This window comes from Streptomyces curacoi, assembly GCF_001513975.1.
Classification (GTDB): domain Bacteria; phylum Actinomycetota; class Actinomycetes; order Streptomycetales; family Streptomycetaceae; genus Streptomyces; species Streptomyces curacoi.
Genome location: NZ_KQ947987.1, coordinates 192,869 through 207,565, shown reverse-complemented (window position 1 = coordinate 207,565; position 14,697 = coordinate 192,869). Strand labels below are relative to the sequence as shown.

12 protein-coding genes are annotated in these 14,697 nt (G+C 71.3%); 7 read left to right on the top strand and 5 right to left on the bottom strand.

Annotated features, from left to right (window positions below):
* Position 1 precedes the first annotated feature (1 nt).
* The 3 genes from AQI70_RS14440 to AQI70_RS14430 are packed head-to-tail and all read left to right on the top strand — an operon-like array spanning position 2 to position 3,247.
* Positions 2-994 carry a carbohydrate ABC transporter permease gene (locus AQI70_RS14440; protein ID WP_062148793.1) on the top strand — a complete coding sequence of 331 codons (993 nt, stop codon included), beginning with the start codon at positions 2-4 and terminating at the stop codon, positions 992-994.
* A 25-nt stretch (positions 995-1,019) separates the two neighbouring features.
* On the top strand, positions 1,020-1,859 hold the full coding sequence (locus AQI70_RS14435; RefSeq protein ID WP_062148789.1) for a carbohydrate ABC transporter permease: 840 nt from the start codon (positions 1,020-1,022) through the stop codon (positions 1,857-1,859).
* A 29-nt stretch (positions 1,860-1,888) separates the two neighbouring features.
* Positions 1,889-3,247 carry a GH1 family beta-glucosidase gene (locus AQI70_RS14430; RefSeq protein ID WP_062148786.1) on the top strand — a complete coding sequence of 453 codons (1,359 nt, stop codon included), beginning with the start codon at positions 1,889-1,891 and terminating at the stop codon, positions 3,245-3,247.
* 330 nt (positions 3,248-3,577) lie between these two features.
* Here AQI70_RS14430 and AQI70_RS14425 read toward each other — a convergent pair whose 3' ends face one another.
* The 5 genes from AQI70_RS14425 to AQI70_RS14405 are packed head-to-tail and all read right to left on the bottom strand — an operon-like array spanning position 3,578 to position 9,448.
* Positions 3,578-4,981 (bottom strand): MATE family efflux transporter, encoded by a 1,404-nt coding sequence (locus tag AQI70_RS14425; protein ID WP_062148783.1) that lies wholly within the window; start codon positions 4,979-4,981, stop codon positions 3,578-3,580.
* Positions 4,982-4,986: 5 nt separating this feature from the next.
* Positions 4,987-6,015, bottom strand: coding sequence for a cysteine synthase family protein (locus AQI70_RS14420; protein WP_062148780.1), 1,029 nt, complete (start codon positions 6,013-6,015; stop codon positions 4,987-4,989).
* 28 nt (positions 6,016-6,043) lie between these two features.
* Positions 6,044-7,396 (bottom strand): Y4yA family PLP-dependent enzyme, encoded by a 1,353-nt coding sequence (locus AQI70_RS14415; RefSeq protein WP_107116986.1) that lies wholly within the window; start codon positions 7,394-7,396, stop codon positions 6,044-6,046.
* Positions 7,393-8,424 carry an ornithine cyclodeaminase gene (locus tag AQI70_RS14410; RefSeq protein ID WP_063801588.1) on the bottom strand — a complete coding sequence of 344 codons (1,032 nt, stop codon included), beginning with the start codon at positions 8,422-8,424 and terminating at the stop codon, positions 7,393-7,395. Before AQI70_RS14410 ends, AQI70_RS14415 begins: the two co-directional genes overlap by 4 nt.
* A 34-nt stretch (positions 8,425-8,458) precedes the next feature.
* A complete protein-coding gene (locus tag AQI70_RS14405) occupies positions 8,459-9,448 on the bottom strand; it encodes a TauD/TfdA family dioxygenase (RefSeq protein WP_062148774.1) in 990 nt (329 codons plus the stop codon).
* A gap of 293 nt (positions 9,449-9,741) precedes the next feature.
* On the opposite strand from AQI70_RS14405, the gene AQI70_RS14400 reads away from it, so the two are divergent.
* The 4 genes from AQI70_RS14400 to AQI70_RS14385 are packed head-to-tail and all read left to right on the top strand — an operon-like array spanning position 9,742 to position 14,670.
* Complete coding sequence (locus AQI70_RS14400; protein ID WP_062148771.1) at positions 9,742-11,295, top strand: ABC transporter substrate-binding protein; 1,554 nt, start codon at positions 9,742-9,744, stop codon at positions 11,293-11,295.
* On the top strand, positions 11,280-12,293 hold the full coding sequence (locus AQI70_RS14395) for an ABC transporter permease (RefSeq protein ID WP_062148768.1): 1,014 nt from the start codon (positions 11,280-11,282) through the stop codon (positions 12,291-12,293). Before AQI70_RS14400 ends, AQI70_RS14395 begins: the two co-directional genes overlap by 16 nt.
* Entirely contained in the window at positions 12,290-13,150 is an 861-nt protein-coding gene (locus AQI70_RS14390) for an ABC transporter permease (RefSeq protein ID WP_062148765.1), read from the top strand. The genes AQI70_RS14395 and AQI70_RS14390 overlap by 4 nt, the downstream gene beginning before the upstream one ends.
* Positions 13,147-14,670 carry an ABC transporter ATP-binding protein gene (locus AQI70_RS14385; protein ID WP_062148762.1) on the top strand — a complete coding sequence of 508 codons (1,524 nt, stop codon included), beginning with the start codon at positions 13,147-13,149 and terminating at the stop codon, positions 14,668-14,670. Before AQI70_RS14390 ends, AQI70_RS14385 begins: the two co-directional genes overlap by 4 nt.
* Positions 14,671-14,697 lie beyond the last annotated feature (27 nt).

Sequence of the window (14,697 nt, the reverse complement as noted above, 5' to 3'; positions counted from 1 at the left end):
GATGACGACCACCGCACCGGCCGAGGCCGCCGTGGCCAAGAGACCCTCCGGGGCGGCGGGGCGGTCGCCCCGGCGCCGCCCCGGAAGGATCCGCCGTATCGGACTGCCGTATCTGCTGCTCCTGCCCGCCCTCGTCCTCGAACTCCTCGTCCATCTCGTGCCGATGGTCATCGGCATCGCGATGAGCTTCAAGGAGCTCACCCAGTTCCACATCCGCGACTGGGGCGACGCGCCCTGGTCCGGCCTCGACAACTACCAGGTGTCGGTCGACTTCGACGCCCCGGTCGGCGAGGCGCTGCTGCGCTCCTTCTTCATCACGGTCGCCTTCACCCTGCTGTCGGTCGGCCTGTGCTGGCTGATCGGCACCGCGGCCGCGCTCTACCTCCAGGACACCTTCCGTGGTCGCGGACTGCTCAGGGCGCTGTTCCTCGTCCCGTACGCGCTGCCGGTCTACGCGGCCGTCATCACCTGGGTGTTCATGTTCCAGCACGACAACGGCCTGGTGAACCACGTCCTGCACGACCAGCTCGGTCTCACCGACAAGCCGTCCTTCTGGCTCATCGGCGACAACAGCTTCGTCGCGCTGCTCGTCGTGTCGGTGTGGAAGGGCTGGCCGTTCGCCTTCCTCATCGTCATGGCCGGGCTGCAGAACATCCCGAAGGAGCAGTACGAGGCCGCCGCGCTGGACGGCGCCGGGATGTGGCAGCAGATCCGCCGCATCACGCTCCCGTCGCTGCGCCCGGTCAACCAGGTGCTGCTCCTGGTGCTGTTCCTGTGGACGTTCAACGACTTCAACACGCCGTACGTCCTGTTCGGCAAGTCCGCCCCCGAGGCCGCGGACCTCATCTCGGTCCACATCTACCAGGCGTCCTTCGTCACCTGGAACTTCGGCACCGGCTCCGCCATGTCCGTCCTGCTGCTGCTCTTCCTGCTCGTGGTGACGGGCGGCTACCTCCTGCTGACCTCCCGAGGAAGGAAACCGGCCGATGTCTAGCACCGCCCGGGCGCCTCGCTCGCCGATGGCCCCGCCCCGGTCCTTCTTCTGGTCCCGGCGGATCTTCCTCACCCTGCTCACGGGGTTCGTGCTGCTGCCGGTCCACGTCATGGTCTCCAGCTCGCTGAAGCCCCTGGCCGACGTCACGGGTGAGTTCCGCTGGCTGCCGAGCGAGCTGACCATCCGCCCGTACATCGACATCTGGTCGACGATCCCACTCGCGCGCTACTTCGTGAACTCGCTGATCGTGGCGGGTGCGGCGACGGTCTGTTCGGTGGTGATCGCGGTGTTCGCCGCGTACGCGGTGAGCCGCCACGACTTCCGGGGCAGACGCGTCTTCACGGTGACCGTGCTGTCCACGCAGATGTTCCCCGGCATCCTCTTCCTGCTGCCGCTGTTCCTCATCTACGTCAACATCGGCCAGGCCACCGGCATCGCCCTGTTCGGCTCGCGCGGCGGCCTGATCCTGACGTATCTCACCTTCTCGCTGCCGTTCTCGATCTGGATGCTGATCGGGTACTTCGACTCGGTGCCCCGCGAACTGGACGAGGCGGCGCTGGTCGACGGCTGCGGCCCGCTCGGCGCGCTGTTGCGGGTGGTGGTCCCCGCCGCGATCCCCGGCATCGTCGCCGTCGCCGTCTACGCCTTCATGACCGCCTGGGGCGAAGTGCTCTTCGCCTCGGTGATGACCAACGACACCACCCGCACCCTCGCCGTCGGCCTCCAGGGCTACTCCACGCTCAACAACGTCTACTGGAACCAGATCATGGCCGCCTCGCTCGTCGTCAGCGTCCCCGTGGTCGCCGGATTCCTGCTGCTCCAGCGCTATCTCGTGGCGGGGCTGACGGCCGGAGCCGTCAAGTGACCGACTCTCCTGTCGCCGAAGGGAATCACGTGACCATCGACCTTGCCGCCCTCCCCGAGGACTTCCTGTGGGGCACGGCCACATCGGCCTATCAGATCGAGGGAGCCGTCGCCGAGGACGGCCGCTCCCCCTCGATCTGGGACACGTTCTCGCACACTCCAGGCAAGATCGACAACGACGACCACGGGGACACCGCCTGCGACCACTACCACCGCTGGCGCGAGGACATCGGCCTGATGCGCCAACTGGGCACCAACGCCTACCGGTTGTCGATCGCCTGGCCGCGCGTCGTACCCGGCGGCGACGGGCCGGTCAACGCCAGGGGCCTCGACTTCTACGACGAGTTGACCGACGCCCTGCTGGAGGCGGGCATCACCCCGTCGGTCACCCTCTACCACTGGGACCTGCCGCAGGCACTCCAGGACCGGGGCGGCTGGCCGGTCCGCGACACGGCCCACCACTTCGCGGCGTACGCGGCGGTCGTCGCCGCACGCCTCGGCGACCGTGTCCGGCACTGGGCCACCCTCAACGAGCCGCTGTGCTCGGCGTGGATCGGCCACCTGGAGGGCAGGATGGCCCCCGGCCTCACCGACCTCACGGCCGCCGTGCGCGCCTCCTACCACCTTCTGCTCGGCCACGGCCTGGCCACGCAGGCCCTCCGGGCGGCGGCGCCGGGAGCCGAGGTCGGCATCGTCAACAACCTCTCGACGGTCCACGCCGCCACCGACAGGCCGGAAGACGTCGACGCCGTCCGCCGCATGGACGGGCACACCAACCGCTGGTGGCTGGACCCGGTCCACGGCCGCGGCTTCCCCGAGGACATGCGCGAGGTCTACGGCGTCGAGCTCCCGGAAAGGCCCGGCGACCCGGAGACCGTCGCGCAGCCCCTGGACTGGCTGGGCCTCAACTACTACATGCCGATCACCGTGGCCGACGACCCCACCGGGCCGGCCCCCCGGGCCCGCGAGGTCCGCCGCCCCGGTGTGCCCCGCACCGGCATGGGCTGGGAGGTCGACGCCTCCGGCATCGAGACCCTCCTGCTCCGGCTGACGCACGAGTACGGCGCCCGCAAGCTGTACGTCACCGAGAACGGCTCCGCCTACCCCGATGTCGTACGCCCCGACGGGACGGTGGACGACCCGGCACGCCAGGAGTACCTGACCGGCCACCTGGCGGCATGCGCGTCCGCCGCCCGCCGGGGCGCTCCCCTGGCCGGCTACTTCGCCTGGTCCCTCCTGGACAACTTCGAGTGGGCGTACGGCTACGACAAGCGCTTCGGCCTGGTCCACGTCGACTACGGGACACAGCAGCGCACCATCAAGGGCACCGGCCACCGGTACGCGGACATCATCCGGGCGCACGCGGACAGCGGACGCAGGGCCGCCTGAGTACGTGCGGCCGAGGCGATGCGCCGGCTCAAGGCGGAGAGCGACAACTGGCTCGCGGCCTTCCGCGAGGCCGCGGAGAACGGCGAGCACACCCGGGTCGCCGAGGTCGCCGAGGCCATGCACTGGTTCTCCGGCCACTGGGTGTCCTCGGGCCACTGGGTCGAGGCCTACGAGCGCGCCGCCGCGATCACCGACGCTCAGGAACCCAAAGCGCCGGTTCACCGGATCATCGACCTTCCTGATCCGGGGAGGGCGATCCGTTCGTCGCCCCCGCCGTGCTCCGGCGACTGGCGTGCCCAGTCGCCGGCTTGCCCGTGCTCATGGAAGGGATCAGGCGATGGCCGGCTGTTCGGCCGTGCGATGGGTCAGGGAGTGGTTGTAGCGGCGCAGCAGGAGCAGGGCGGTGGCGGCGAGGCCGGTGAGGAGGCCGAGCCAGACGCCGACGGTCTCCAGGTCGGCGAGGTGGCCGAGCAGCCAGGCGGCGGGCAGGCCGATCAGCCAGTAGCCGATGAGGGTGATGCGGAAGCCGCTCCTGGTGTCGTCGAGTCCGCGTAGCAGGCCGACGCCGATGTTCTGGGCGCAGTCGAAGAACTGCAGGACGGCCGCGACCAGGAGGAGGTTCGTGGCGATGCTCGTCGCGCTCGCCCCGTCGTGGTCCGACGGGTCGAGGAAGGGACGCAGGACCAGGCCCGGCAGGGTCAGGTAGACGACGCCGACCACCGCCATCACGGCAGCCGCGCATGCCAGTGCCGTGTTCTTGATGCGGCGGGCCGCGGCGATCCGGTCCAGGGCGAGTTCGCGGCTGACGTTGAGGGACGCTGCGTGGGACAGGCCGACGGCGATCTGGAAGACGATGTAGATGAGTTGGTTGACGGCCGTGTGCGCGGCCAGGGCGGCGCTGCCGAAGGTGCCGATCAGCAGGGCGACGACGGAGAAGAAGCCGGCTTCGGAGCCGTAGGTCGCGGCGATGGGCAGGCCCAGGCCGGTGAGCTTGCGCACGGTGACCGGGCGGGCCTTCCAGATGCGGATGTCCAGCAGCGGGGCGAGCCGGGGGTCACGGCGCGCAGAGGCGTACAGGGCCAGGCAGGTCACGGCGTACACGAGCGAGGTGGAGACGCCGATGCCGGGCAGGCCCAGTTCCGGCAGGATCCAGGTGCCATGGATCAGACCCCAGTTGAGGGCCGCGTTGACGGCGACCGAGGCGATGGTGATCTGCAGCAGGGCCTGCGGTCGGCGCATACCGACCGTGAACTGGCGGATCGCCTGGAACCACAGGCAGGGAATCAGGCCGGGGGCGAGCGCGAGCAGGACCGGCCAGGCCGTGTCGACGACCTCGGGGTCCTGGCCGAGGAAGGCGACGGCCTGCCCCAGGATCAGGATGACGATCGCGCCGAGGATGCCGGACAGGGTGGCCAGCGCGAGGGCGGCGCGGACGACGTCGCGGACCTCCTCGGTCGCCGCGTCGGTGAGTTCGTCGTCCTCGTCGGCCCGGGCGGAGGCGGCGGAGACCTGGTTGCCGACCGCGGTGACCATGCCGACGCCCATGGTGCGCAGCTGGTTGAAGATGACCAGCGCCAGGCCGCCGCCTGCCAGGGCCTCGGCGCCCATCAGGCCCATCATCACCGTGTCGGTGGTGGTCAGGGCGACCTGGGCGAGCTGGGTCAGGGCGAGCGGGACGGCCAGGGTCGCCAGGGCGCGGCTGTCGCGGAGGAGGGTGGTGAGCGGTGTCGGCATCGGTGTCAGTTCTCACGGAGTTTGGTCAGCAGCTCGTCGATCTCGCGCTCGACGGCCGGGTCTATGAGGTTGCGCTCGTTCATCCAGTCGTCGTTGAACACGGTGTCCATGTACTTCTCGCCTCCGTCGTTGACCAGGGCGACCATAGTCGTGCCCGGTTCCAGGGAGGACATGCGGGTCAGCGCCTCGTAGACGACGCCGCCCGCGGAGCCGCCGATGAGGAGGCCGAGACGGCGGGCCAGTACTCGTGCGGCGGCGAACGCCTCGACGTCGCCGACCTTGGCGCCCTCGTCCAGCAGGTCGTAGTCGACCATGGCGCCGATGGTGGCGCCCTCGGGGGTGCCGGTGCCGGACTGGTAGTAGTCGTGGGCGGGCGGCCCGAAGGCGATCGACCCCTTGGGCTCGACCCCGACGATCCGCACCGTCGGCACGGTCTTGCGCAGTTCGCCGCCGGTTCCGAACAGCCCGCCGCCGGTTCCCACGGCGCCTATCAGTATGTCGATACGGCCGTCCAGGGCGGCGTCGAGTTCATGCGCCACGGGCCGGTAGCCGTCCCCATTGGCCGGGTTGTTGTGCTGCTCGGTGAAGTAGGCGTTGTCGCTCTCGGCGGCCAGTTTCTCGGCGAACTCCTCGCGGGCGGCCGTGGCCAGCTCCTCGTCTCCTTCCTCGGCGACGTAGATGAGTTCGGCACCGAGGGCCTTCATGCCGCGCAGTTTGTCGGCGGCGGCGTGATGGTCCACCACCGCGGTGAAGGTGTAGCCGCGCTCGGCCGCGATCACGGCCAGGCCGAGGCCGGTGTTGCCGGAGGTCGACTCGACGATCCGGCCACCGGGGCGCAGCAGTCCGCGTTCCTCGGCGTCGAGGACCATCTGCCGGGCCATGCGGATCTTCGCCGTGCCGGTCGGGTTGAACTGCTCGAGTTTGAGCAGCAGTCGGCTGCCGGTGTCGGTACGGCACAGCTCGAACAGCGGGGTGTGGCCTATGAGGTCGGAGACACGGCTGACCACAGCGGGACGCGAAAGCGCCTTGTCCATCGGATGGCTCCAGGTTTCGGGGAGAGAGTCAGGCGAGTGGATGGCGGTCGAACCGCCAGCGGGTCGTGCCGCCCGCGGTGTCGAGGACGACCTTCGGAGGAAGCGGCAGTTCGTGGAACGGGGACTCGTTGGAGTCCATCTGGTATCCGGCGGTGTTGGGGTAGACGAGCAGGTCGCCGATGGCCGGGCGGATGGGGAGGCGCACCTTGCGCCAGGTGACCATGTCGGACTCCAGGCAGGTGGTGCCGCCGACGCAGGCGGCGTACGGCTCGTCCCCCACCGATCGAGGAGTCGCGGGCAGCAGCACCGGATCCGGCAGGTACTCACTGTTGAACCACTGCTCGGACAGGCTGAGGCTGGTGCCGTCCACGGTGACGATGCCGTAGCCGTTCCGGTCCTTCACGCCCTGCACCCGGAACACCGTGCACCCGGCCCGGTCCAACAACGCCCGCCCGGGTTCCAGCAGGAGCTTCACCCCGGCCTCGCTCAGCCGCTCGGCCAGACGGTGTGTCCGGAGGACGGCCCGCAGGGCGTCCGCGCCCGCCACGGGCGAGTGGTACGGGTAGAAGTCCGCCGCCGCGAAGGACTTCCCCGCGTGGTAGTGCTCGGGCCGCTGCTCGGCCAGGAAGCGTTCCCAGTGCCCGGCGTCGGTGTAGTCGACGGCGAATCCGCCGCCGATGCTGATACGGTCCGCCCGCAGCCCCAGAGCCCGCGCCTTGAGGCACAACTCAAGGAGTTGCACTGCCAGTTGGGCGCGCGGCTCGGTGGCGTAGCCGGACAGATGGAAGGAGAAGCCCTCCATCACGACGGCATCCGTGGCCTGCGCGCACCGGGCGAGGGCCGCCTCCAGCTCCCCGTCGTCCAGCCCGAAGCGGCTGTGCGGCTGGGCCGGCGGCAGCCGCCGCAGCAGCACGCGCGCCGGGCGGGCGACGGCCCGTGCCAGTGCCAGGACGCGCTCCAGCTCGTCGAGCGCGTCCACGGCAACCAGACAGCCCTGCAGGACGGCCACCCGCAGCAGGTCCTCGGCCTTGGCGGGCCCGGTGACGACGACGTGCTCGCCGCGCACGCCGTGCCCGAGCGCGTCCCGCAGCTCACCGAGGCTGGCCACGTCCACGCCGGTGCCGGAAAGGGCACAGCGGTCCATCCAGACGGCGGCCTTGTTGGCCTTCTTCGCGTAGTACACGCGGCCCTCGACACCGGCCTCGCGCAACGCCTCTTCGAAGGAAGCCACGTTGGCGTCGAAGCGGTCGGGCAGGAGCAGGTGGAACGGGCCGCCGAGCGCGTACGACAGCTCGTGCGGCAGCCCGCTGCCCAGGATCGCATCGAGCTTCGGGTCCGGGTGGGCGGGCAGCGGCGGGGCGGCCGTGGCGGTGTGCGTCACTTCCACAGCGACACCCGCGTCCCCAAGCCCTGTTCGACGGCCAGCTGCGCGAACCGGTGCCCGAGGGCGATGTCGGTGACGACGAGGCCACTGTTGTAGGCGAAGATCCGCTCGTCGGCCGAGCGCCGGCCCTCCGCCCGGCCCGCCACGACCTCGGGGAACTCCGCGTCCACGGGCGGGAAGTTGCCGTCGGCGTCGGCCATGTCGGTGCCGGTGACCTTCATCTGCGCCTCGCTGGTGGCGATGACCCGGTGCGCCTCGTGCAGCGTGGAGGGGGCGATGCCATGGCCGACCAGGATCGACAGGGCGCCCGGCTTCAGGTCGGCCGCCTCCACCGCCGCGGGCGTGTGCTGGCCGGCGGTGGCGACCACCACGTCGGCGTCGGCCGCGGCTGCCCGGGCGTCGTCGACGACCTCCACCTCCCGGCCGGGGAAGTAGTGGTGCAGTTGTGCGCGGACCGCCGCGAGACCGTCGGGGTGGGTGCCGTAGACCATGAGCCGGTCCAGGTCCGGCAGGGTGGTGAGCAGGAACGGCAGCGCCAGCCGGCCCTGGGTCCCGGTGCCGATGACCAGCGCGCTGCGGCTGCCGGGCGCCGCCAGCTCACGGGCGAGGAGTGCGGAGACGGCCGGCGTGCGCAGCGAGCCGATGCGGCCGCAGTCCATCATCGCGACCGGCAGGCCGGTGACGTCGTCGTAGATGGTGAGGGTCGTGTAGTAGTGCTGCTCGTCGCGCGACTTGTCCAGGCCGTGCTTGTACGACGTCTTGATGGCGACGACCTCGCGGACGCCGTCGCGGCCGAGCATGGCGTACGAGACGGAGTGGCCGTCCTCGGGCTTCACGGTGAGTTTGCGGGGGTTGGCCGACTTGCCGTCGGCCAGGGTGCGGTACGCCTGCTCGACCACGCCGACGACGTCGGCGAGGGAGATGTCCAGGCCCGCGACGTCGCTGGTGCTGAGGATGCGCAGGGTCTTGTCGTCCGCGGGTATGTCGGACGGGTGGTCGTCCGTGCGTGCGGGGGTGCCGGTCACGGCTGGTCCCTTCGTACGAGGGGGATGACGGGGATCAGAGATGGGCGACGAGCGCGGCCTGGCCGTAGCCGTGTTCGTCGGCCTCGGCCAGCGGGCGGCTGCGGCGGCCGGGCACGCGCACGGAGGCGCGCTTGAGCCAGCGGTCGGTGCCGTCGTAGCGGGCCTTGAACGGCACCCGGCCGTGTACGACCTGGTCGTTGTCGACGACCAGGACGTCACCGGGCTCCAGGGCGACGGCGACCGACACGCGTTCCAGCTCGGCGGTCAGCCGGTCGTAGGCGGCACGGTAGTCGGCGGGCGCCTCGTCGAGCGGGGTGTAGGCGGGGTCGTAGCGCAGGGTCGGACCGGCCTCGGTCTGCCACAGGACGGGGACCTTCGGCGGCTCTCCCGCGAACGACTGCGCCTCGGCGTAGGCGTCGTCGGGGAGGATCGGCAGCAGGGGCCGGGACAGCAGCGCGACATCGTCCGCGCCGAGCCGGACCTTGCGGACGCTCGCGGCGGTGGTGGCGACGGCGTCGTGGTTACGCATGCAGGCGAGCAGCAGCAGGTGGGCGCGGCCGGGATGGAAGGCGTCCTCGGTGTGCGGGCTGAGCAGGACGGTGCTGCTCGCGCCGGTCTGCTCCTCCTCGTGGCCGGGCGAGGGCACGATGTTGTGCACGAACCGGCCCTCCTGCTGTCCCTCCCAGGCGATCGGGTGGCCCATGGCGGTGGCGAGCAGCAGCAGGATCACGTCCCACTCGGCCGCGCGGTCGCCGGCCGTGGCCCAACTCGCGGGGGTGGGGCCGATTCCGGCGTCGTCGACGGGCAGGCCGCGCAGGACGAACAGGCCGTCGTCCGTGTCCACCGGGCGGCAGTGGTGGCGAATCGTTTCGCCAAGGCGGGTGGCGGACGCCGCCACCCGGCGGAGCAGTTCAGGCCGGGCGGCCGAACTGCCGAAGTCGGCGAGGATCTTCTGGGCGGTCTCGGTCAGCTCGTCGACGGCGTGCGCGTCGAGCTGCCGTATGGGTGCGGCTCCCGTGGGCATGGCGGAGTCATCCGTTCGGGTGCGGGTGAGGGTGCGGAAGAAACGCGTTCCTGTGAACTTGCTGTGCCTCGGCGGCCGAAAAGGTATCAGCATGGCTTAGGTAAGGCAATCCTTACCAGAGCCGTGTGCCCCAGTGAGTCGACGTCGCACCCGTCACACCACCGCGTGCTCCTGTGCGCGGATTTGACGCCCCGACAGCCACACAGAAATGCCCCCCACAGCTTGCGCCAAGGATCTTCTTAGGGTAGGCACACCTAAGCAATCTGCCCCATGTGAGTGGAACGAGGTCGTACGTGAACTGGAACAGGCGCCAAGTGCTGTGGGCCGGCGGCGGGATAGGGGCGGCCGCCCTTCTGGCCGCGTGCGGCGGCGGAGACGAGACCTCGTCCAAGTCGCCGGCGAAGGAGAGCGAGAAGCCCCGCAAGGGCGGCACCTTGCGGGTGGGCGCGCTCGGCCGTGCCTCGGCCATCACCCGTGATCCGCACGGCACTCAGGCCAACGAGAGCGACTACCTGATCATCTCCCTCGTCCACGACACGCTCACGGTCCCGGGCGCCAAGCCCAACACCGTGCCCCGGTTGGCGGCTTCCTGGAAGGCGTCCGACGATCTGAAGACCTGGACCTTCACTCTTGCCAAGGGAGCGAAGTTCCACGACGGCACCCCGGTCACCGCCGAGGACGTCGTCTGGTCGCTGAAGCGGCTGCGCAACACTCCTGCGGGCGCGTCCCGTCTGCCGGGCATCAAGCCGGAGAACATCAAGGCCGAGGGTGACGACACCGTGGTGCTGGTGTCCGACTACGCCAACGCCGAACTGCCGCAGCTGACCCGTCTGACGACCTTCGTGCTGCAGAAGGACACGGCGGAGAAGGACCTCGGCAAGGCCCCGGGCACGGGCCCGTTCAAGCTGGACTGGTTCCGCTCCGGCAACGCCCGCCTGGTGCGCAACGAGGACTGGTACGGCGGCGACGTGCTCCTCGACGCCATCGAGGTCAAGATCTTCGAGAGCCCGCAGGCGATGGCCAACGCGCTGCTCGCCGGCCAGATCGACGTCGCCACCAACGTCGGCGCGGTGGCGGCCCGTACGGCCGAGAAGCGCGGGGACGTCCAGATCGTGCGGCGGCCCAACGACATGGCGATGCCGATCGTCATGCGTACCGCCGACGGGCCGTTCGCGGACGCGAAGGTGCGGGAGGCGCTGCGGCTGGCCGTGGACCGCGAGGCCATGGTCAAGCAGGTCCTGTCCGGCTACGGCACTGTCGCCAACGACATCCTCGGCACCGGTGACCCCGCCTACGCCAAGGACATCCCGCAGCGCAAGCGCGATCTGGCCAAGGCCAAGTCGCTGCTGAAGGAGGCCGGTTTCGACCTGTCGAAGACCTACAAGCTGCTGACCACCGAGGACATCTCGGGCCTCGCCGAGGCCGCGACCCTCTTCGCCTCCCAGGTCCGTGAGGCCGGCGTGAAGGTCGAGGTGGTCAAGCAGGAGTCGGCCACCTTCTGGGAGAAGACCTGGCTCAAGGGCGACCTGTACACCACCTATTGGGGCACGAACGACTCGGTGGTGTTCTTCGCCAGCAAGACCATGGTGTCCGACTCCGGCCAGAACGAGGCCGGCTGGAAGAACAAGGAGTTCGACGCCGCGTACAAGAAGGCGATGGCGACCAAGGACGCGGCGGAGCGTGCCAAGGTGCTGCACGAGCTCCAGCAGATCGAGTACGACCAGTCCGGCTACCTGCTGTGGGGCATGGCCGACGGCATCGACCTCGCCGCCGCCGCGGTGCGTGACCTGCCCACCCTGCCCGGCTACGGACGCGTCCAGCTCGAGACGGCATGGCTGGCTCGCTGACCGAGACGGCGCGGCGCGGGCCGGCCGGGGACAGCGAGCCCCGGCCGGCCCCGGCCGTCGTACGTCTCCTCCTGCAAGTGGCCGGGGTGCTCACGCGCCGGGCCCTGCTGCTCGCCGTACTGCTCGCGTTCGTCTTCGCCGCCGTGGAGCTGCTGCCGGGCGACGCGGCCACCGCCACCTCCGAGCGCGGGGAAACCGCCGCCGACCTCGCCGAGCGGCGCCATCTGCTCGGCCTGGACCGACCGGTGCTGGAGCGCTTCTGGGAGTGGATGACCGGCCTGCCCACCGGCGACCTCGGCACCTCCGCGCGCGGCGAACCCGTCGCCGATCTGCTCGGCCGCCCCTTCCCCAACACCCTGCTGCTCGGCGGGCTCGCGCTGCTGGTGACCCTGGTCGCCTCCGTCGCGCTCGGCTGCTGGGCGGCGGCCCGGCCCGGCGGAAAGGCCGACCGGGCCGTGTCGGCGAGTGCCACCGGTGTGCTCGCGCTGCCGGAGTTCGTCGTCGCAGTGGCCCTGGTGCTGGTGTTCGCCCTGTGGACCGACTGGCTGCCCGCCGTCACCCTCACCGACGCGGACGGCTCGCCCGCCTCCTGGAAGATGCTCGTCCTGCCCGTGCTCGCGCTGGCGATCCCGCAGATCGGCTGGAACGTCCGGATCGTACGGGCCGCGCTCGCCGACGAGTCCAAGGCGCCGCACATCGAGACCGCCATACTCGACGGGCTGCCCCGGCACCGGATCTTCACCCACCATCTGCTGCCGGGCGCGCTGCCGACCATCGCGGCCGGGATCGCCACCTCGACGGGCATGCTGCTGGGGGGCGCGGTCGTCGTGGAGACCATCTTCAACTACCCCGGCATCGGCTCGGTGCTCGCCGGAGCGGTCACCGACCGGGACAGCCCGCTCATCGCCGGCGTCGTCGCCGTGACCGGAGCCGTCATCACCGGAGTCCTGCTGCTCGCCGACCTCGTACGCGCCTGGGCCTCCGGAGGCCGGACATGACCATAGCCAAATCCACCGAGCGTCCCGCCACTCCCGCGCGCCGCTTTCCCATACGCCGCCGACTGGCCTTGCGGGTGCTCCCGGCCCTGCTGCTCACCGCCCTTGCCCTGGCCGGACCCTGGCTCGCCCCGCACGCCATCGACACCCCGGTCGCCGCTCCCTACGCCGAACCCGGCGGCGACGCCCCCTTCGGCGGCGACCAGCTGGGCCGGGACGTGCTCAGCCGCGTCCTCGCCGGCGGGCGTGAACTCGTCGTCACCTCCCTGCTCGTGGCCGTCCTCGTCACCAAAATCGCCGCCCTGCTCGGCGCGGTCAGCGCCCTGCGCCCGGCCGTCGGACGGATCGTCGAACGCGCCGCGGACGTCCTCATGTTGCTGCCCGCCGTGCTCGGCATCCTGCTGGTCACCCTGTCCTGGCCGGACGGCGGACGGCTCGCCGTCGTCACCGCGGCGGTCGTCCTCGGCGTGCCGTACGCGGTGCGGCTGGTCGCGGGTGCGGCCGCGCCGGTGGCCGCTTCGGGGTACGTCGAGGCGGCGGCCGTCGGTGGTGAACGGCTGTGGTACCTCGTCGTACGGGAGGTGCTGCCCAACCTGCGGGCGACGCTGCTCGCGCTGTTCGGGCTGCGGTTCGTCGCCGCCGTCTACCTCGTCGCCACCGCCGGTTTCCTCCAGGTCGGGCCCCAACCGCCGGCCGCCGACTGGGCGCTGATGATCCGGGAGAACTCCGGCGGCATCCTCCTCAACCCCTGGGCCGTTCTCGCCCCCAGCATCGCCATCGGCCTGCTCGCCATGAGCGTCAACCTGGCAGCCGCCGCCCTCGTCCCCGCAACCGGCCGGAAGGCGGTGCCCACGCTGTGAACCACATGCCCCACTGGTACCCGAAGGGCCAGGCAGCGGACGGGGAACACGCCGTCCTGGTCTCCGGCCTGACCGTCGCCGCACCGGACGGCCGCCTCCTGGTGGACGGCGCCGACCTTGAGATACGCCCCGGCCGCGTCACCGCCGTGACCGGGCCGTCCGGCTGTGGCAAGACGACCCTGCTGCGGGCCGTGGCGGGCGCCCTGCCGCCCGGGGCCCGCCACACCGCCGGAACAGTCACCGTCCTCGGCCGGGACCCCCTCACCCTGCCGCCGGCAGACCTGCGCACCCTGCGCCGCCGGCACCTCGCCTACGTCGGCCAGGACCCCGGCACCGGCCTGAACCCGCGGATGAAGGTGCGTCGACTACTCGCCGAAGTCGCCGTCGACCGCACGGCCGAAGCGATACAGGCCCTGCTCACCGAAGTACGGCTGCCCGTCGACGGGGGTCTCGCGGACCGCCGTATCGGCGCGTTGTCCGGGGGCCAGCAGCGGCGCGTGGGACTCGCCCGGGCCCTGGCCCGCCGCCCCGCTGTCCTCCTCCTCGACGAGCCCACCGCCGGACTCGACCCGGCGCTGCGCGACGAGATCGCCGACCTGCTGCGGCACCTCGCCGAGAACCACCGGCTCGCCGTCGCGCTCTCCTGCCACGACCCCGACCTGGTCGACCGGCTCGCCGACGACGTCGTGGACCTGAGCGGCGGCCGCCGTACCCTGCCGGTGCGGGACCCCGCGTCCCGCGCTGTCGCCTGCGGCCCGGCCGTGCTCACCGTGTCCGGGTTGCACGCGGCGCACGGCCACCGGGGCCGTCGCACTCCCGTCCTGCACGGCGTCGACCTCACCGTCACCGCCGGGGGCAGCGTCGGCGTCGTCGGCGCGTCCGGCTCCGGGAAGACGACCCTGCTGCGCACCCTGGTCGGCCTCCACCGCCCCACCGCGGGCACCGTCGCCCTGGACGGCACCCGGCTCGCGCCCGCCGCGCACGGCCGGTCCCGGGAACAGCGCCGCCGCCTGCAGCTCGTCCCGCAGGACCCGCTGGCCACGCTCAACCCGAGCCGCACGATCGGCGCCACGCTGCGCCGCCCCCTTCTGCTGCACCGCAGGGCTGACCGGGCGCAGGCGCCCGAGCGCGTCCTGGAGCTGCTGGAGAGCGTCGGCCTGCCGGCCGCCTTCGCCGACCGCTACCCGCACGAACTGTCCGGCGGCCAGCGGCAGCGCGCCGCCATCGCCCGCGCCCTGGCGTCCGACCCGGACGTGCTGTTCTGCGACGAGATCACCTCCGCCCTCGACGCGGACACCGCCGTCGCCGTCATGGACCTGCTGACCGACCTGCGCGACCTGCGCGACCTGTCCCTGGTCCTCGTCAGCCACGATCTACGCCTCGTCGCCGACCGGACAGACTCGCTGGTCGTGATGTCAGAAGGGCGCGTGGTCGAGTCAGGTTCCACAGCACGGCTGTTCAGCTCACCTGCACATCCGGTGACGGCTGCGCTGGCGACCGGAATTCCACTGGGCGGCTGATGAGCCTGGGGCAGAGCACGAGCCCGC